Raw genomic sequence first — 16,336 nt, forward strand, 5'->3', positions numbered from 1 at the left:
GCGCGGCGCAACGGTAGATTCAAGACATTCGCTGAGAATCGGAGTTTCAGATGGCTAAGGGAAAGTTCGAGCGTACGAAGCCGCACGTGAACGTGGGGACGATCGGTCACGTTGACCATGGCAAGACGACGCTGACGGCGGCGATCACGACGGTGCTGTCGACGAAGTTTGGGGGCGAGGCGAAGGGCTACGACCAGATCGACGCGGCGCCGGAAGAGAAGGCGCGCGGGATCACGATCAACACGGCGCACGTGGAGTACGAGACGGCGAAGCGTCACTATGCGCACGTGGACTGCCCGGGTCACGCGGACTACGTGAAGAACATGATCACGGGCGCGGCGCAGATGGACGGGGCGATTCTGGTGGTGTCGGCGGCCGACGGTCCGATGCCGCAGACGCGCGAGCACATTCTGCTGGCGCGGCAGGTGGGGGTGCCGTACATCATCGTGTTCATGAACAAGTGCGACATGGTGGACGATGCGGAGCTGCTCGAGCTGGTGGAGATGGAGGTTCGGGAGCTGCTGTCGAAGTACGATTTTCCGGGCGACGACGTTCCGATCATCAAGGGTTCGGCGCTGAAGGCGCTGGAAGGCGACAAGGGCGAGATTGGGGAGCAGGCGATCCTGGCGCTGGCCGAGGCGCTGGACACGTACATTCCGACGCCCGAGCGTGCGGTGGACGGGGCGTTCCTGCTGCCGATCGAGGACGTGTTCTCGATTTCGGGCCGTGGCACGGTGGTGACGGGCCGGGTGGAGCGCGGGGTGATCAAGGTCGGTGAGGAGATCGAGATCGTCGGGATCAAGCCGACGGTGAAGACGATCTGCACGGGCGTGGAGATGTTCCGCAAGCTGCTGGACCAGGGTCAGGCGGGCGACAACGTGGGGGTGCTGCTGCGCGGCACGAAGCGCGAGGACGTGGAGCGAGGCCAGGTGCTGGCCAAGCCGGGATCGATCACGCCGCACACGAAGTTCGAGTGCGAGGTGTACGTGCTGAGCAAGGAGGAGGGCGGTCGTCACACGCCGTTCTTCAACAACTACCGTCCGCAGTTTTACTTCCGCACGACCGACGTGACGGGCTCGGTGCAGCTGCCCGAGGGTGTGGAGATGGTGATGCCGGGCGACAACGTGAAGATGGTGGTGACGCTGATCGCTCCGATCGCGATGGAGCAGGGCCTGCGCTTCGCGATCCGCGAGGGCGGTCGCACCGTCGGCGCCGGCGTCGTCGCCAAGGTGATCGAGTAAAAGACAGAGAAGGGGGGGAGGGCGACTGCCCTTCCCCCGTCGCTCTTTAGCAAGCGGCTTGCGCCGCAACGTTCTTTGGGAATCCAATCATGCAGAACCAGAAGATCCGCATCCGCCTGAAGGCCTTCGACTATCGCCTGATCGACCAGTCGGCCGCCGAGATCGTCGAGACCGCCAAGCGCACCGGCGCAGTGGTTCGCGGCCCGGTCCCGCTGCCGACCCGCATCCAGCGTTTCGACGTCCTTCGCTCGCCGCACGTGAACAAGACCTCGCGCGACCAGTTCGAGATCCGCACGCACCAGCGGCTGATGGACATCGTCGACCCCACCGACAAGACGATCGACGCGCTGACGCGCCTCGACCTGCCGGCGGGCGTCGACGTGAAGATCTACGTGCAGCAGGCCGAGGGCTGGCGCGGCTGACGGTTCCCCGCTCGCACCAACGGGTCGGCCCGGCAATGCTTGCCTCGACCCGTCGACGCGGGTTATAATTTTCGTTTTTCCGCGCTGCGCCCCATCGTGGGTCGACTGCGCGGACAATTTCGGTCCGGCAACGGACGCAGTCACCCGGCCAATCGCAGCCGGGATCGGAGCAAACAATGAGCCTTGGCCTTGTGGGACGCAAGGTCGGCATGATGCGCATCTTCACGGACGATGGCGATTCCATTCCCGTGACGGTGCTCGACGTGTCGAACAACCGCGTCACCCAGATCAAGACCGTCGAGAACGACGGTTACAGCGCCGTTCAGGTGACCTACGGCGAGCGCCGTGCCACACGCGTGACCAAGCCCCGGGCTGGGCACTTCGCCAAGGCGGGTGTCGAGGCCGGCAGCATCGTGCGCGAGTTCCGCGTCGAGGCTGCCGAGCTCGAGTCCCTGCAGGCGGGCGCCGTGGTGGCCGTGTCCATGTTCGAGCCCGGGCAGAAAGTCGACGTGCACGGCACCTCGATCGGCAAGGGTTTCGCCGGCACGATCAAGCGTCACAACTTCAATTCGGGTCGCGCCTCGCACGGCAACTCGCGTTCGCACAACGTGCCGGGCTCGATCGGCATGGCGCAGGATCCGGGTCGGGTCTTCCCGGGCAAGCGGATGTCGGGTCACCTCGGTGACGTCTCGTGCACCGTCCAGAATCTCGAAATCGCGCGTGTCGATGCCGAGCGTGGCCTGCTGCTCGTCAAGGGCGCGGTCCCCGGCTCGCGCAACGGCGATGTCGTCGTCACGCCCACGGTGCGCAAGGCCGCCACCGGCAAGCGCGTGGCCGCCAAGGCGTAAGGAGCGCAGCGAATGGAACTGAAACTGCTCGACGCCCAAGGCCAGGCTTCGGCCAAGGTCGAGGCGCCGGACACCATCTTCGGACGCGACTTCAACGAGCCGCTCGTCCACCAGGTGGTCGTCGCCTTCCAGGCGAATGCCCGGGGCGGCAACCGTGCGCAGAAGGATCGCAGCGCGGTCCGCCACTCCACGAAGAAGCCTTTCCGCCAGAAGGGTACCGGCCGCGCGCGCGCCGGCATGACCTCCAGCCCGCTGTGGCGCGGCGGCGGCAAGATCTTCCCGAACTCGCCCGACGAGAACTTCACGCAGAAGCTGAACCGCAAGATGTATCGCGCCGGCGTCTGCTCCATCCTCTCGCAGCTCGCGCGCGAAGACCGCGTGGCGGTCATCGAGTCGATCGCCCTCGAGGCGCCCAAGACCAAGCTGCTCGCGGGCAAGCTCCAGGCCATGGGCCTGGGCGGCAAGGGTGAGTCGGTGCTCGTCATCACCGACAGCCTCGACGAGAACCTCTGGCTCGCGTCGCGCAACCTGGCGCACGTGCTGGTGGTCGAGCCGAAACACGCCGATCCGGTGTCGCTGGTGCACTTCAGCAAGGTGCTGATCACCCGCCCGGCGCTGGCCATGGTGCAGGAGATGCTGGGATGAATCAGGAGCGTTTGATGACCGTGCTCGTCGCGCCGATCGTCTCCGAGAAGGCCACGATGGTCGCCGAGAAGAACGAGCAGGTGGCGTTCCGCGTGCTGCAGGACGCGACCAAGGACGAGATCAAGGCAGCGGTCGAGCTGCTGTTCAAGGTCAAGGTGGAATCGGTTCAGGTCCTGAACCAGAAAGGCAAGCAGAAGCGCTTCGGTCGCTTCAACGGCCGGCGGCGCAACGTCCGCAAGGCCTACGTGAGCCTGATGCCCGGCCAGGAAATCAACTTTGCGGAGGCGATCTAAATGACGATCGTCAAGACCAAACCGACCTCGCCGGGCCGCCGGTCGATGGTCAAGATCGTGACCCCGGGCCTGTGGAAGGGCCGGCCGGTCGACGGCCTGACCGAGTCGATGAAGCGCGGGTCCGGGCGCAACAACCTGGGTCACATCACCACGCGTCACCGCGGTGGCGGCCACAAGGCGCACTACCGGATCGTGGACTTCCGTCGCAACAAGGACGGCGTTCCGGCCAAGGTCGAGCGCATCGAGTACGACCCGAACCGCAGCGCGCACCTGGCCCTGCTGCTGTACGCGGACGGCGAGCGTCGCTACATCCTGGCGCCGCGCGGCGTGACCCCTGGCACCGCCCTGATGAGCGGCGCCGAGGCCCCGATCCGGGCAGGCAACACGCTGCCGATCCGGAACATTCCGGTCGGCTCGACCATCCACTGCATCGAGATGCTGCCCGGCAAGGGCGCGCAGCTCGCCCGCTCGGCGGGTACCTCCGCGCGCCTGCTGGCCCGCGAAGGCACCTACGCCCAGGTGCGCCTGCGCTCCGGCGAGATCCGCCGCGTGCACATCGAGTGCCGCGCGACGATCGGCGAAGTCGGCAACGAGGAGCACAGCCTGCGCACGATCGGCAAGGCCGGCGCGAATCGCTGGCGCGGCATCCGTCCGACGGTCCGCGGCATCGCGATGAACCCGGTCGATCACCCGCACGGCGGCCGCTCGAATGGCGGTGGCCACCCGCGTTCGCCCTGGGGTCAGCAGACCAAGGGCATGAAGACGCGAAGCACCAAGCGCACCGATTCGATGATCGTGCAGCGCCGTGGTCGCAAATAACAGGTGAGTGACGAGTAAGTTATGGCACGTTCAGTCAAAAAAGGGCCGTTCGTCGACGCCCACCTGATGAAGAAAGTCGACACGGCGATGGCCACCAAGGATCGCAAGCCGATCAAGACCTGGTCCCGTCGCTCGACGATCGTTCCCGAGTTCATCGGCCTGACGATCGCGGTGCACAACGGCAAGCAGCATGTGCCGGTGTTCGTCAACGAGAACATGGTCGGCCACAAGCTCGGCGAGTTTGCCCTCACCCGCACCTTCAAGGGCCACGCGGCCGACAAGAAGGCCGGGAAGCGATAAGGGAATAGCCACATGGAAACGCAAGCAATCCTGCGCGGCGTCCGGCTGTCGGCCCAGAAGGGTCGGCTGGTGGCCGATCTCGTCCGCGGCAAGCCGGTCGAACAGGCGCTCAACATCCTGACGTTCTCCCCGAAGAAGGCGTCGAAGATCGTCAAGAAGGTGCTCGAGTCGGCGATCGCCAACGCCGAGCACAACGACGGCGCCGACATCGACGAGCTCAAGGTCAAGACGATCCACGTCGAGAAGGGCATGTCGCTGAAGCGATTCCAGGCGCGCGCCAAGGGCCGCGGCTGCAAGATCGAGAAGCAGACCTGCCACATCTACGTGACGGTCGGCGACAAGTAACGGACTCGGAAGGAACGACATGGGACAGAAGATTCACCCGACCGGGTTCCGCCTGGCGGTCAGCCGAAACTGGTCCTCGCGCTGGTTCGCCAGCGGCGCCCAGTATTCGCAGCTGCTGAACGACGACATCCGCGTCCGTGAGTACCTGCGCAAGAAGCTGCGCAGCGCCTCGGTCGGCCGCGTGCTGATCGAGCGCCCCGCCAAGAACGCCCGCATCACGATCTACTCGGCGCGGCCGGGCGTGGTCATCGGGAAGAAGGGCGAGGACATCGAGGTCCTGAAGGGCGATCTGCAGCGACTGATGGGCGTGCCTGTGCACGTCAACATCGAGGAAATCCGCAAGCCCGAGATCGACGCGCAGCTGATCGCCGATTCGATCACCCAGCAGCTCGAGAAGCGGATCATGTTCCGCCGCGCCATGAAGCGCGCGATGCAGAACGCGATGCGACTCGGTGCCCAGGGCATCAAGATCATGAGCTCGGGCCGCCTGAACGGTGCGGAGATCGCGCGGGTCGAGTGGTACCGCGAGGGGCGCGTGCCGCTCCACACGCTGCGCGCCGACATCGACTATGGCTTCTCCGAGGCGCTGACGACCTACGGGATCATCGGCGTCAAGGTCTGGGTCTACAAGGGCGACAACCTCGGGCGCAACGAGGCGCCGCAGGCTGCCGACAAGGAAGCCCCGGCCGGCGAGCGCGAAGACCGCCGCGGCCGTCGCGGACCCGGCGGCCGCCCTGGTGGCCCCGGCGGCCGGCCCGGCGGCGCGGGCGCTCCGGGTGCCCGCGGCCCGCGTCGGCGCGCCGAGGGAGAAGGTGCCCCGGCCGCGGCTGGCGAGCAGGCTGACGCCGCGAAGGCGGCGGTCAAGCGCGTGCGCAAGGTGGCGGCTGGCGGTGCGCCGGCCGACGGCGAAAAGAAAGGCGACTGAGTGGGCCCCGTGCCCCCGTACAAGGAGTGAGCGATGCTGCAACCCGCTCGACGCAAATACCGTAAGGAACAGAAGGGCCGCAACAAGGGCCTCGCAACGCGAGGCGCTTCGGTCGCGTTCGGCGAGTTCGGCCTGAAGGCCACCGGCCGCGGCCGGCTGACCGCCCGCCAGATCGAGGCGGCCCGCCGCGCGATGACCCGTCACATCAAGCGTGGCGGCCGCGTCTGGATCCGGATCTTCCCCGACAAACCGATCTCCAAGAAGCCGGCCGAAGTCCGCATGGGCAACGGCAAGGGCAACGTCGAGTACTACGTCGCGGAGATCCAGCCGGGCAAGGTGCTGTACGAGATGGACGGCGTGAACGAGCAGCTGGCCCGCGAAGCGTTCGCGCTGGCGGCCGCCAAGCTGCCGATCGCGACGACCTTCGTCACCCGCATGGCCGGCGCCTGAGGCGCCTGACCGTCGAAGAGGCAGAGAAATGAAAGCCAGTGAACTGCGCGTCAAAGACACCGACGCGCTGCAAAAGGAACTCGGCGACCTGCTGAAAGCGCACTTTTCGCTGCGCATGCAGGTCGCCACCCAGCAACTGACCAACACGAGCCAGCTTCGCAAGACGCGGCGCGACATCGCGCGGGTTCGCACGGTCATGAACGAGAGGGCGTCGGCCAAATGAGCGACATCCAAGCCACCGCCGGCGAAGGCACCGCCAAGGCCGGCCTGACCCGCACCCTGGTCGGGCGCGTCGTCAGCAACAAGATGCAGAAGACCGTCACGGTCCTGGTCGAGCGCAAGGTGAAGCACCCGGTGTACGGCAAGTACATGGTTCGCAGCACGCGCTATCACGCGCATGCCGAGCAGCCGTACAACGAGGGCGACACCGTCGAGATCGTGGAAAGCCGCCCGATCTCGCGGACCAAGTCCTGGGTGGTGGCCCGCCTGGTGCAGGCGGCCGCCGCGGTCTGATCCGGGGCGCGCCCGGCGCGCTCCGGAAGATTCTCGGCATGAGCGCTTGCGCGATTGCCGAATACGTGCAATAATTTTCGGCTCTGGTCAGTACGGCCACTGCAGCGCGAATCCAGGCAGCATCTCCCAGGCGAAAGTCCGGGCGAACTCGAGGAAAGTCGCAAGGCTGCGGGCGGGCTGGCCGGTTCACCCAAACCACGGGACCAAGACTGACCGTCTGACCCGTCGCGCGGGCCCTGCCAATCCGGCGCGGGCGGTGCGACTGGAACAACGGATCAAGTTGGGACGGAAATCATGATTCAGATGCAATCGACGCTGGACGTCGCCGACAACACCGGCGCGCGTTCAGTCATGTGTATCAAGGTGCTCGGCGGCTCCAAGCGGCGCTATGCCGGCATCGGCGACATCATCAAGGTCTCGGTCAAGGACGCGCAGCCGCGTGGTCGCGTCAAGAAGGGCGAGATCTACAACGCGGTCGTCGTGCGCACCGCCAAGGGTGTTCGCCGCCAGGATGGCTCGCTGATCAAGTTCGACGGCAATGCCGCCGTGCTGCTCAATGCCAAGCTCGAGCCGATCGGCACCCGCATCTTCGGGCCGGTCACTCGCGAACTGCGTACCGAGCGCTTCATGAAGATCGTGTCGCTCGCTCCGGAGGTGCTCTGATGCAGAAGATTCGCAAGGGCGACGAGGTCGTCGTCATCGCCGGTCGCGACAAGGGCAAGCGGGGCACCGTGCTCGAGCGCACCGATGACTCGCACCTGGTGGTCGAAGGCGTGAACATGGTCAAGAAGCATGTTCGCCCCAATCCGATGAAGGGCGAGGTCGGCGGCATCGTCGACAAGACCCTGCCGATCGACCAGTCCAACGTGATGCTCTACAACCCGGCCACCGGGAAGGGCGATCGCGTGGGAATCAAGGTCCTCGAGGACGGGCGCAAGGTGCGCGTGTTCAAGTCGAACGGCGAGATGGTGGGGGCCGCCTGAAGACGGCGGGTGGGAGCCGCCTGAAGGCGGCGAGTCGGCACCGCCTGAATGGTGCCGGTAGGCGCCGCCCCGAGGGGCGCCACGCAAACGAATGAAAGACCCGGCCGTGGCGCGAGGCGCCGACGAGGGTTCGAAAGGAAGATCAGATGGCTCGTCTGCAACAGCATTATCGCGAGAAGGTCGTCCCCGGCCTGGTCGAGCAGTTCGGCTACAAGTCGGTCATGGAGGTGCCCCGCATCACCAAGATCACCCTGAACATGGGTGTGTCCGAGGCGGTGGCCGACAAGAAAGTGCTCGACAACGCCGTGGGTGACCTCACCAAGATCGCCGGCCAGAAGGTCGTCGTGACCAAGGCCAAGAAGGCCATCGCCGGGTTCAAGATCCGCGCAGGCTATCCGATCGGCTGCATGGTCACGCTGCGCGGCGAGCGGATGTTCGAGTTCCTGGACCGCCTGGTCACGATCGCGCTGCCGCGCGTGCGCGACTTCCGCGGGATCTCGGGCAAGGCCTTCGACGGCCGTGGCAACTACAACCTCGGGGTGAAGGAACAGATCATTTTCCCCGAGATCGAGTACGACAAGGTCGACGCCCTGCGCGGCCTGAACATCAGCATCACGACGACGGCGAAGACCGACGACGAGGCGCGTGCGCTCCTCGCGGCGTTCAAGTTCCCGTTCCGCACCTGAAATCCGGGCGCATTTGAGGAAGCAACGAAAGTGGCCAAACTCGCTCTGATCAACCGCGAACTGAAACGCCAGGCAATGGTGAAGAAGTTCGCCGCCAAGCGCCGGGCGCTCGAGGCGATCATCAACGACCAGTCCCTGTCCGAAGAAGACCGCTACCAGGCGCGTCTGAAACTGCAGGCTCTGCCCCGCAACGCCAGTCCGTCGCGTCTTCGCAATCGCTGCGAGATCACGGGTCGTCCGCGTGGCACTTACCGCAAGTTCGGTCTCGCGCGCAACAAGCTGCGCGACATCGCAATGCGCGGCGAAGTGCCGGGTCTGACGAAGGCAAGCTGGTAATCGGCTGGCCGGCAACGAGCGAGCTGGAAAGAGGAACCACATCATGAGCATGAGCGATCCGATCGCCGACATGTTCACGCGCATCCGCAACGCGCAGCGCGTCGAAAAGCAATCGGTGTCCATGCCGACGTCCAAGCTGAAGGTGGCGATTGCCAGGCTTCTGAAGGACGAAGGCTATATCGAAGACTTCAGCGTCAAGGGCGACGGCGCCCTGCGCACGCTGGAAGTGCAGTTGAAGTACTACGCCGGGCGTCCGGTCATCGAGCGGCTCGACCGCGTGTCGCGTCCGGGCCTTCGGGTCTATCGCGGCCGCGACGCGATTCCGCAGGTGATGAACGGGCTGGGCGTGGCGATCGTCACCACGTCGAAGGGCGTCATGACCGACCGTCATGCGCGCGCCACCGGCCTGGGCGGCGAAGTCATCGGCTTCGTGGCCTGATCGGGGAGGAACGCACATGTCCCGAGTAGGCAAGAGCCCGATCACCGTCCCCGCCGGGGTCGACGTCGACGTCTCGGCCGGCGCGATCACCGTCAAGGGGTCGAACGGCACGCTGAGCCAGCAGCTGAACCCGCTGATCGGCATCGAGCGCGACGGCGCCCTCCTGCGGATCAAGGCGCTGGACGAGTCCCGCGAGGCGAACGCAATGAGCGGAACCTTCCGCGCGCTGGTGGCCAACATGGTCCAGGGCGTGTCCAAGGGTTTCGAGCGCAAGCTCCAGCTGGTCGGCACCGGCTACCGTGCGCAGGCCCAGGGCGCGAGCCTGAACCTGTCGCTCGGCTTCTCGCACCCGGTGGTCTACAAGCTGCCGGAAGGCGTGAAGGCCGAAACGCCGACGCAGACCGAGATCCTGATCAAGGGCGCCGACAAGCAGCGCGTCGGTCAGGTGGCCGCCGAGATCCGCGCGTTCCGCGAACCCGAACCCTACAAGGGCAAGGGTGTGCGCTATGCCGACGAGCGCGTGGTGTTGAAGGAAGTCAAGAAGAAGTAAGCGCTGCGCGCTGCTTCTCAGGAATCCACGATGGACAAGAACCAATCTCGCCTGCGCCGTGCCCGTCAGACGCGGCTCAAGATCCGCGAACTGCGGGTCAACCGGCTGACGGTGCATCGCACGAATACGCACATCTACGCCAGCATCACCGATGCGGCGGGCGACAAGGTGCTCGTCTCCGCCTCCACGGTGGAGCAGGAGATCCGCTCGCAGCTGGCCGGGCAACAAGGCAAGGGCGGCAACGCCTCGGCCGCGGCCGTGATCGGCAAGCGGATTGCCGAGAAGGCGCTCGCGGCGGGTATCGACAGCGTTGCGTTCGATCGCTCGGGCTACCGCTATCACGGCCGCGTCAAGGCGCTGGCCGAGGCCGCGCGTGAAGCCGGCCTGAAGTTCTGACAAGGGCTACGACATGGCTAAAGTTCAAGCTAAGGTTGGCGGCGAGGAGCGCGACGACGGTCTGCGCGAGAAGATGATCGCGGTCAACCGGGTCACCAAGGTCGTCAAGGGCGGCCGGATCCTCGGTTTCGCCGCGCTCACCGTCGTCGGCGACGGCGACGGCCGCATCGGGATGGGCAAGGGGAAGTCGCGCGAGGTGCCGGTGGCGGTGCAGAAGGCGATGGACGAAGCTCGCCGCAAGATGGTGAAGATCTCGCTGCGCGGCAGCACGCTGCATCACCAGGTCATGGGCCGTCACGGCGCCTCGACGGTCATGCTCAAGCCTGCCCCGGAAGGCACCGGCATCATCGCCGGCGGCCCGATGCGCGCGATCTTCGAGGTCATGGGCGTGAGCAACGTCGTGGCCAAGAGCCATGGTTCGTCGAACCCGTACAACATGGTCCGGGCCACGCTCGACGCGCTGCAGAACCTGAACACGCCGGCCGAGATCGCCGCCAAGCGCGGCAAGTCGATCGAGGAAATCCTCGGTTGAACGGCCGCGAGGCGCCTGCCTCCGGCAGGCGCACGGAGAGAACGATGAGCAACAAGACGATCAAGGTCACGCTGGTTCGCAGTCCCATCGGCACCCGCGGTACGCACAAGGCGACCGTGCTGGGCCTGGGCCTGAAGAAGCTGAACCAGACCCGCGAGCTGGAAGACACGCCGGCGGTGCGCGGAATGATCAACAAGGTGTCGTACCTGGTGCGCGTCGGCTGAGCCGCGCGAATCGGGACACCGGAGGTTCCATGAAGCTGAACGAATTGAAGCCCGCCGAGGGCAGCAAGCACGCCGCCAAGCGCGTCGGCCGCGGCATCGGTTCCGGCCTGGGCAAGACGGCCGGCCGTGGTCACAAGGGCCAGAAGTCCCGCTCGGGCGGTTTCCACAAGGTCGGTTTCGAGGGCGGCCAGATGCCGCTCCAGCGCCGGCTGCCCAAGCGCGGCTTCAAGTCGATGACCGCCGACGACACGGCCCAGGTTCGCCTGTCCGACCTGCAGCGTCTCGAGGGCGAGGAGATCGACCTGCTGACCCTGAAGGCCGCCGGCGTGGTGCCGCAGCTCGCGCGCGGCGCGAAGGTCTTCCTGTCGGGCGAGCTGTCGCGCAAGGTGTCGCTGAAGGGCGTTGGCGCGACGAAGGGCGCGAAGGCCGCGATCGAAGCCGCGGGCGGCTCGGTCGCCTGAGGACGGTCAGGAAGTGGCCACTTCTTCTGCAGCGCTGGTCAAGGGCGGCAAGTACGGCGACCTGAAGCGTCGCCTGGTGTTCCTGCTGCTCGCTCTGGTCGTGTACCGGCTGGGCGCGCACGTCCCCGTGCCGGGCATCGACCCGGACCAGCTGGCGGAGCTGTTCCGCGGGCAACAGGGCGGCATCCTCGGGATGTTCAACCTGTTCTCGGGCGGCGCCTTGTCGCGCTTCACCGTCTTCGCGCTGGGGATCATGCCGTACATCTCGGCGTCGATCATCATGCAGCTGCTGACGGTGGTCGTGCCCTTCCTGGAAGCCAAGAAGAAGGAAGGCGAGGCGGGCCGGCGGGAGATCACCAAGTACACGCGCTGGTTCACCGTGGGACTGGCCACCTTCCAGGCGATCGGCATCGCGGTGGCGCTGGAGTCCCAGCCGGGGCTGGTGCTCGATCCGGGGCTCGCGTTCCGGTTCACCACCGTGGTGACGCTGGTCACCGGCACGATGTTCCTGATGTGGCTGGGCGAGCAGATCACCGAGCGCGGCCTGGGCAACGGCATCTCGATCATCATCTTCGCGGGCATCGTGGCGGGGCTTCCCGGCGCGATCGCGGGAATGGGCGAGCTGGTGCGCACCGGCGCGATGAGCGCCTTCGTGTCGCTGATCATCATCGCGCTGGTCGTGGTGGTCACCGCATTCGTGGTGTTCGTCGAGCGCGGTCAGCGCAAGATCACCGTCAACTACGCGAAGCGCCAGGTGGGCAATCGCGTGTACGGCGGCCAGACTTCGCATCTGCCGCTCAAGCTGAACATGTCGGGCGTGATTCCGCCGATCTTCGCGTCGTCGATCATCCTGTTTCCGGCCACGATCGCGCAGTGGTTCACCTCGGGCGATACCTCGAACGTGGCGGTGCGCTGGATCAAGGACATCGCGGCCACCTTGTCGCCGGGCCAGCCGGTGTACATCCTGATGTACGCGCTGGCGATCATCTTCTTCTGCTTCTTCTACACGGCCCTGGTCTTCAACAGTCGTGAGACGGCGGACAACCTGAAGAAGAGCGGCGCCTTCGTGCCGGGAATCCGGCCGGGCGAGCAGACCTCGAAGTACATCGACAAGATCCTGATGCGCCTGACCCTGGTGGGCGCCATCTACATCACTGCGGTGTGCCTGCTGCCCGAGTTCCTGGTGCTGAAGTGGAACGTGCCGTTCTACTTCGGCGGCACCTCGCTGCTGATCATCGTCGTGGTCACGATGGATTTCATGTCGCAGGTGCAGGCCTACGTGATGTCGCACCAGTACGAGAGCCTTCTGGGCAAGGCGCGCCCGAAGGGCATGGGACTCTAGGAAGCGGCGTCAGATGAGCAAGGAAGACGTCATCCAGATGCAGGGCGAGGTCGTCGAGAACCTCCCCAACGCGACGTTCCGCGTGAAACTCGAGAACGGACATATGGTGCTGGGGCACATTTCCGGAAAGATGCGGATGCACTACATCCGCATCCTTCCCGGCGACAAGGTCACCGTGGAACTCACGCCATACGACCTGTCCCGGGCCCGGATCGTCTTCCGGTCGAAATGAAGCAAGGCGAGGCCTGGCGCCGCAAAGCGGCAGTGGCCGGCGACTATCGAGGTAAATCATGAAGGTAATGGCTTCCGTCAAGAAGATCTGCCGCAACTGCAAGATCATCAAACGCAACGGCGTGGTTCGCGTGATCTGCACCGATCCGCGGCACAAGCAGCGTCAGGGCTGAACGAGGAATCACATCCATGGCACGTATTGCGGGCATCAACATCCCCGACCGTCAGCACACCGAGATCGGCCTGACGGCCATCTTCGGCATTGGCCGCACGCGCGCGCGGCAGATCTGCGAAGCGGCGAACGTTCCGTTCGACAAGAAGGTCAAGGACCTGAACGATGCGGAACTCGAGCGGATTCGCGATGCGATCGGGCGGGTCACCGTCGAGGGCGACCTGCGTCGCGAGAACTCGATGGCGATCAAGCGGCTGATGGACCTCGGCTGCTACCGCGGCGTGCGTCATCGCCGCGGGCTGCCGGTTCGCGGCCAGCGCACGCGCACCAACGCGCGCACCCGCAAGGGCCCGCGCAAGGCCGGCGTCGCGCTCAAGAAGTAAGCGCGCATCGCATCATAACGATTCAGGCAGAGAGCAGCTAAATGGCTACCAAGGGTCAATCGGCAGCGCAGGCGGCGGCAGCGTCGCGCGCTCGCAAGAAGGCGAAGAAGAACGTCTCGGACGGCATCGCGCACGTCCACGCGTCCTTCAACAACACGATCATCACGATCACCGACCGGCAGGGCAACACCCTGTCGTGGGCGTCGTCGGGCGGCGCGGGCTTCAAGGGCTCGCGCAAGTCCACCCCGTTCGCGGCCCAGGTGGCTGCCGAGGCGGCCGGCCGTGCGGCGCAGGAGTGCGGCATCAAGAACCTCGAGGTCGAAATCAAGGGCCCCGGCCCCGGCCGTGAGTCGTCGGTGCGCGCGCTGAACGCGCTCGGCATCAAGATCATGCAGATCCAGGACGTCACGCCGATCCCGCACAACGGCTGCCGCCCGCCGAAGAAGCGCCGGATCTGACGCGCCTGCGCGCCGGATCAGGGAGCGGCCGCGGGCGGGATGTCCGCCTCGGCCCGGCCTCCCGGGCGATCGATGACGATCGCCGAATCGACGAAGCCTTGCCGCGCGCAGGGCCTCGGCCGGGGCCGAAAAGCAAGACCACTGTTCGTCACCCGTTTGGCCAGCGCATCGGCCGGGTCACCGAAGACGGACTAACCGCGAAGCGATTCGCGTATCACCGAGGAACCTACACGTGGCACGTTACACCGGACCGAAAGCCAAGCTCGCCCGACGCGAGGGCACCGACCTTTTCCTGAAGAGCGCTCGCCGCAGCCTCGACAGCAAGTGCAAGCTCGACAGCAAACCCGGCCAGCACGGCCGGACCTCGGGCTCGCGTCCCTCCGACTACGGCCTGCAGCTGCGCGAGAAGCAGAAGGTCAAGCGGATCTATGGCGTGCTCGAGAAGCAGTTCCGCCGCTATGTCGCCGAGGCCGAGCGCCGTCGCGGCAACACCGGCGAGAACCTGCTCCAGCTGCTGGAGTCGCGCCTGGACAACGTCGTCTACCGGATGGGCTTCGGCTCGACCCGCGCCGAGGCGCGCCAGCTGGTCAGCCACAAGTCGATCATGGTGAACGGCGAGGCGGTGAACATCCCGTCGATGATGGTGCGCCCGAGCGACGTGGTCGCCATCCGCGAGAAGGCCAGGAAACAGGTCCGCATCCAGGAGGCCCTTGGTCTTGCCGAGCAGAGCGGCTTCCCCGCCTGGGTCTCGGTGGACAAGACCAAGATGGAAGGCGTTTTCAAGAGCGTGCCCGACCGCAGCGACATCGCCGGCGACATCAACGAAAGCCTGATCGTCGAGCTGTACTCGCGCTAAACGAGAGGAAATCAATGCAGACTGCCATGCTGAAGCCGCGCATCGTCGATGTCGAGCATCTCGGTGCATCGCATGCCCGCGTGGTCATGGAGCCGTTCGAACGCGGCTACGGTCACACGCTCGGCAATGCGCTTCGCCGCGTGCTGCTCTCCTCGATGATCGGCTATGCGCCGACCGAGGTGCAGATCTCGGGCGTGGTGCACGAGTACTCGACGATCGACGGCCTCCGCGAAGACGTCGTCGACCTGTTGCTGAACCTGAAGGGCGTGACCTTCCGGCTGCACAACCGCGACGACGTGATCCTGACCCTGCGCAAGGACACCGCCGGCCCGGTCACCGCCAGCGACATCGACCTGCCGCACGACGTCGAGGTGATCAACCCCGACCACGTCATCGCCACCCTGACCCAGGGCGGCAAGCTCGACATGTCGATCAAGGTCGAGCGCGGCCGCGGCTACGTGCCCGGTACCATGCGTGACCTGAACGAGGCCAAGACCATCGGCCGCATCGTGCTCGATGCCTCGTTCTCGCCGGTGAGCCGTGTCAGCTACCAGGTCGAAAGCGCCCGCGTCGAGCAGCGCACCGACCTCGACCGGCTGATCGTCGACGTGGAGACCAACGGCGTGATCACTCCCGAGGAAGCGGTCCGCCAGTCGGCCCGCATCCTGGTGGAGCAGCTGTCGGTGTTCGCGGCCCTCGAGGGCGGCGCGGCCGAGCCGACCGCCGAGGCCGCCGTGTCCGGCACCGGGGGCGCGCGCCCGCAGATCGATCCGCTGCTGATGCGCCCGGTCGACGACCTGGAGCTCACGGTGCGGTCGGCGAACTGCCTGAAGGCCGAGAACATCTATTACATCGGCGACCTGATCCAGCGGACCGAGAACGAGCTTCTCAAGACCCCGAACCTGGGCCGCAAGTCGCTGAACGAGATCAAGGAAGTGCTGGCATCCCGCGGGCTCACCCTGGGGATGAAGCTCGAGAACTGGCCGCCGGCCGGTCTCGAGCGCCCGTGACCGGGCCAGTCCAGAAGCATCCGAGGAACGAAAAATGCGTCACCGTCACGGACTCCGCAAACTGAACCGCACCAGCTCGCACCGCGAGGCGATGCTGCGCAACATGTGCAACTCGCTGCTGCGCCACGAGCTGATCAAGACCACCCTGCCCAAGGCCAAGGAATTGCGCCGCGTGGTCGAGCCGATCATCACGCTGGGCAAGAAGCCTTCGCTGGCCAACCGCCGCCTGGCCTTCGACCGGTTGCGCGACCGCGAGATGGTCGTCAAGCTGTTCGACGAGCTCGGCCCGCGCTTCGCCGCCCGTAACGGCGGTTACCTGCGCATCCTGAAGTTCGGCTTCCGGGTGGGCGACAATGCCCCGATGGCGCTGGTCGAGCTGGTCGACCGGCCCGAGCAGGCCCCGGCCGAAGCCGCCCAGGAATCCTGAGCGTCGGTCGCCGGCCGGCGGAGCGGCCCGGGCCCCCGGCCCTGACCGA

The 16,336-nt window shown here is 66.0% G+C and carries 30 protein-coding genes; all 30 read left to right on the forward strand.

Features of this window, described 5'->3' with window-relative positions; translation table 11 throughout:
* Positions 1 to 50: 50 nt before the first annotated feature.
* The 30 genes from tuf to rplQ all read left to right on the forward strand — a co-directional run bounded on the left by tuf (position 51) and on the right by rplQ (position 16,287).
* Positions 51 to 1,241, forward strand: coding sequence for an elongation factor Tu (gene tuf, locus FHP08_RS15060; protein ID WP_147705300.1), 1,191 nt, complete (start codon positions 51 to 53; stop codon positions 1,239 to 1,241).
* A gap of 89 nt (positions 1,242 to 1,330) precedes the next feature.
* Positions 1,331 to 1,663, forward strand: coding sequence for a 30S ribosomal protein S10 (gene rpsJ / locus FHP08_RS15065; protein ID WP_147705312.1), 333 nt, complete (start codon positions 1,331 to 1,333; stop codon positions 1,661 to 1,663).
* Between the two features lie 176 nt (positions 1,664 to 1,839).
* A complete protein-coding gene (rplC, locus tag FHP08_RS15070) occupies positions 1,840 to 2,511 on the forward strand; it encodes a 50S ribosomal protein L3 (protein ID WP_147705313.1) in 672 nt (223 codons plus the stop codon).
* Positions 2,512 to 2,523: 12 nt separating this feature from the next.
* Complete coding sequence (rplD, locus tag FHP08_RS15075; protein WP_147705314.1) at positions 2,524 to 3,156, forward strand: 50S ribosomal protein L4; 633 nt, start codon at positions 2,524 to 2,526, stop codon at positions 3,154 to 3,156.
* Positions 3,153 to 3,449, forward strand: a complete 297-nt coding sequence (rplW, locus tag FHP08_RS15080; RefSeq protein WP_147705315.1) for a 50S ribosomal protein L23 — start codon at positions 3,153 to 3,155, stop codon at positions 3,447 to 3,449. Before rplD ends, rplW begins: the two co-directional genes overlap by 4 nt.
* A complete protein-coding gene (gene rplB / locus FHP08_RS15085; protein WP_147705316.1) occupies positions 3,450 to 4,268 on the forward strand; it encodes a 50S ribosomal protein L2 in 819 nt (272 codons plus the stop codon).
* 21 nt (positions 4,269 to 4,289) lie between these two features.
* Positions 4,290 to 4,568 (forward strand): 30S ribosomal protein S19, encoded by a 279-nt coding sequence (gene rpsS / locus FHP08_RS15090; protein ID WP_147705317.1) that lies wholly within the window; start codon positions 4,290 to 4,292, stop codon positions 4,566 to 4,568.
* A 12-nt stretch (positions 4,569 to 4,580) separates the two neighbouring features.
* Positions 4,581 to 4,913 carry a 50S ribosomal protein L22 gene (rplV, locus tag FHP08_RS15095; protein WP_147705318.1) on the forward strand — a complete coding sequence of 111 codons (333 nt, stop codon included), beginning with the start codon at positions 4,581 to 4,583 and terminating at the stop codon, positions 4,911 to 4,913.
* Positions 4,914 to 4,932: 19 nt separating this feature from the next.
* Positions 4,933 to 5,838, forward strand: coding sequence for a 30S ribosomal protein S3 (rpsC, locus tag FHP08_RS15100; RefSeq protein WP_147705319.1), 906 nt, complete (start codon positions 4,933 to 4,935; stop codon positions 5,836 to 5,838).
* Positions 5,839 to 5,871: 33 nt separating this feature from the next.
* Complete coding sequence (rplP, locus tag FHP08_RS15105) at positions 5,872 to 6,288, forward strand: 50S ribosomal protein L16 (RefSeq protein ID WP_147705320.1); 417 nt, start codon at positions 5,872 to 5,874, stop codon at positions 6,286 to 6,288.
* Positions 6,289 to 6,316: 28 nt separating this feature from the next.
* Positions 6,317 to 6,511: a 50S ribosomal protein L29 gene (gene rpmC / locus FHP08_RS15110; protein ID WP_147705321.1), complete on the forward strand. Its 195-nt coding sequence runs from the start codon at positions 6,317 to 6,319 to the stop codon at positions 6,509 to 6,511.
* The gene (rpsQ, locus tag FHP08_RS15115) at positions 6,508 to 6,801 is read left to right on the forward strand and encodes a 30S ribosomal protein S17 (protein WP_147705322.1); all 294 of its coding nucleotides are present in this window, start codon (positions 6,508 to 6,510) and stop codon (positions 6,799 to 6,801) included. Before rpmC ends, rpsQ begins: the two co-directional genes overlap by 4 nt.
* Positions 6,802 to 7,095: 294 nt before the next feature.
* Positions 7,096 to 7,464 carry a 50S ribosomal protein L14 gene (gene rplN, locus FHP08_RS15120; RefSeq protein WP_147705323.1) on the forward strand — a complete coding sequence of 123 codons (369 nt, stop codon included), beginning with the start codon at positions 7,096 to 7,098 and terminating at the stop codon, positions 7,462 to 7,464.
* Complete coding sequence (gene rplX / locus FHP08_RS15125; RefSeq protein WP_147705324.1) at positions 7,464 to 7,784, forward strand: 50S ribosomal protein L24; 321 nt, start codon at positions 7,464 to 7,466, stop codon at positions 7,782 to 7,784. Before rplN ends, rplX begins: the two co-directional genes overlap by 1 nt.
* Positions 7,785 to 7,930: 146 nt before the next feature.
* The gene (gene rplE / locus FHP08_RS15130; RefSeq protein WP_147705325.1) at positions 7,931 to 8,470 is read left to right on the forward strand and encodes a 50S ribosomal protein L5; all 540 of its coding nucleotides are present in this window, start codon (positions 7,931 to 7,933) and stop codon (positions 8,468 to 8,470) included.
* A gap of 30 nt (positions 8,471 to 8,500) precedes the next feature.
* Positions 8,501 to 8,806 carry a 30S ribosomal protein S14 gene (gene rpsN, locus FHP08_RS15135; RefSeq protein ID WP_147705326.1) on the forward strand — a complete coding sequence of 102 codons (306 nt, stop codon included), beginning with the start codon at positions 8,501 to 8,503 and terminating at the stop codon, positions 8,804 to 8,806.
* 43 nt (positions 8,807 to 8,849) lie between these two features.
* Positions 8,850 to 9,245: a 30S ribosomal protein S8 gene (rpsH, locus tag FHP08_RS15140; protein WP_147705327.1), complete on the forward strand. Its 396-nt coding sequence runs from the start codon at positions 8,850 to 8,852 to the stop codon at positions 9,243 to 9,245.
* Between the two features lie 16 nt (positions 9,246 to 9,261).
* Positions 9,262 to 9,795, forward strand: coding sequence for a 50S ribosomal protein L6 (rplF, locus tag FHP08_RS15145; protein ID WP_147705328.1), 534 nt, complete (start codon positions 9,262 to 9,264; stop codon positions 9,793 to 9,795).
* A 30-nt stretch (positions 9,796 to 9,825) separates the two neighbouring features.
* Positions 9,826 to 10,191 (forward strand): 50S ribosomal protein L18, encoded by a 366-nt coding sequence (gene rplR / locus FHP08_RS15150; protein ID WP_147705329.1) that lies wholly within the window; start codon positions 9,826 to 9,828, stop codon positions 10,189 to 10,191.
* A 13-nt stretch (positions 10,192 to 10,204) separates the two neighbouring features.
* Positions 10,205 to 10,723: a 30S ribosomal protein S5 gene (rpsE, locus tag FHP08_RS15155; protein ID WP_147705330.1), complete on the forward strand. Its 519-nt coding sequence runs from the start codon at positions 10,205 to 10,207 to the stop codon at positions 10,721 to 10,723.
* Positions 10,724 to 10,767: 44 nt separating this feature from the next.
* The gene (gene rpmD / locus FHP08_RS15160) at positions 10,768 to 10,947 is read left to right on the forward strand and encodes a 50S ribosomal protein L30 (RefSeq protein ID WP_147705331.1); all 180 of its coding nucleotides are present in this window, start codon (positions 10,768 to 10,770) and stop codon (positions 10,945 to 10,947) included.
* A 29-nt stretch (positions 10,948 to 10,976) separates the two neighbouring features.
* On the forward strand, positions 10,977 to 11,408 hold the full coding sequence (gene rplO, locus FHP08_RS15165; protein WP_147705332.1) for a 50S ribosomal protein L15: 432 nt from the start codon (positions 10,977 to 10,979) through the stop codon (positions 11,406 to 11,408).
* A gap of 13 nt (positions 11,409 to 11,421) precedes the next feature.
* Positions 11,422 to 12,750: a preprotein translocase subunit SecY gene (secY, locus tag FHP08_RS15170; RefSeq protein ID WP_147705333.1), complete on the forward strand. Its 1,329-nt coding sequence runs from the start codon at positions 11,422 to 11,424 to the stop codon at positions 12,748 to 12,750.
* 13 nt (positions 12,751 to 12,763) lie between these two features.
* Positions 12,764 to 12,982, forward strand: a complete 219-nt coding sequence (infA, locus tag FHP08_RS15175) for a translation initiation factor IF-1 (RefSeq protein ID WP_147705334.1) — start codon at positions 12,764 to 12,766, stop codon at positions 12,980 to 12,982.
* A gap of 58 nt (positions 12,983 to 13,040) precedes the next feature.
* Positions 13,041 to 13,154: a 50S ribosomal protein L36 gene (gene rpmJ / locus FHP08_RS15180; protein ID WP_147705335.1), complete on the forward strand. Its 114-nt coding sequence runs from the start codon at positions 13,041 to 13,043 to the stop codon at positions 13,152 to 13,154.
* Between the two features lie 16 nt (positions 13,155 to 13,170).
* The gene (gene rpsM / locus FHP08_RS15185) at positions 13,171 to 13,536 is read left to right on the forward strand and encodes a 30S ribosomal protein S13 (RefSeq protein ID WP_147705336.1); all 366 of its coding nucleotides are present in this window, start codon (positions 13,171 to 13,173) and stop codon (positions 13,534 to 13,536) included.
* Positions 13,537 to 13,577: 41 nt separating this feature from the next.
* The gene (rpsK, locus tag FHP08_RS15190; RefSeq protein WP_147705337.1) at positions 13,578 to 13,994 is read left to right on the forward strand and encodes a 30S ribosomal protein S11; all 417 of its coding nucleotides are present in this window, start codon (positions 13,578 to 13,580) and stop codon (positions 13,992 to 13,994) included.
* A gap of 232 nt (positions 13,995 to 14,226) precedes the next feature.
* Positions 14,227 to 14,850 (forward strand): 30S ribosomal protein S4, encoded by a 624-nt coding sequence (rpsD, locus tag FHP08_RS15195; RefSeq protein ID WP_147705338.1) that lies wholly within the window; start codon positions 14,227 to 14,229, stop codon positions 14,848 to 14,850.
* A gap of 14 nt (positions 14,851 to 14,864) precedes the next feature.
* Entirely contained in the window at positions 14,865 to 15,860 is a 996-nt protein-coding gene (locus FHP08_RS15200; RefSeq protein ID WP_147705339.1) for a DNA-directed RNA polymerase subunit alpha, read from the forward strand.
* A 34-nt stretch (positions 15,861 to 15,894) separates the two neighbouring features.
* Positions 15,895 to 16,287 (forward strand): 50S ribosomal protein L17, encoded by a 393-nt coding sequence (gene rplQ / locus FHP08_RS15205; RefSeq protein WP_147705340.1) that lies wholly within the window; start codon positions 15,895 to 15,897, stop codon positions 16,285 to 16,287.
* The last annotated feature ends 49 nt before the right edge of the window (positions 16,288 to 16,336 follow it).

Origin of the sequence: Zeimonas arvi, from assembly GCF_008039575.1 — a bacterium.
In the GTDB taxonomy this organism is placed as follows: Bacteria; Pseudomonadota; Gammaproteobacteria; order Burkholderiales; family Burkholderiaceae_E; genus Zeimonas; species Zeimonas arvi.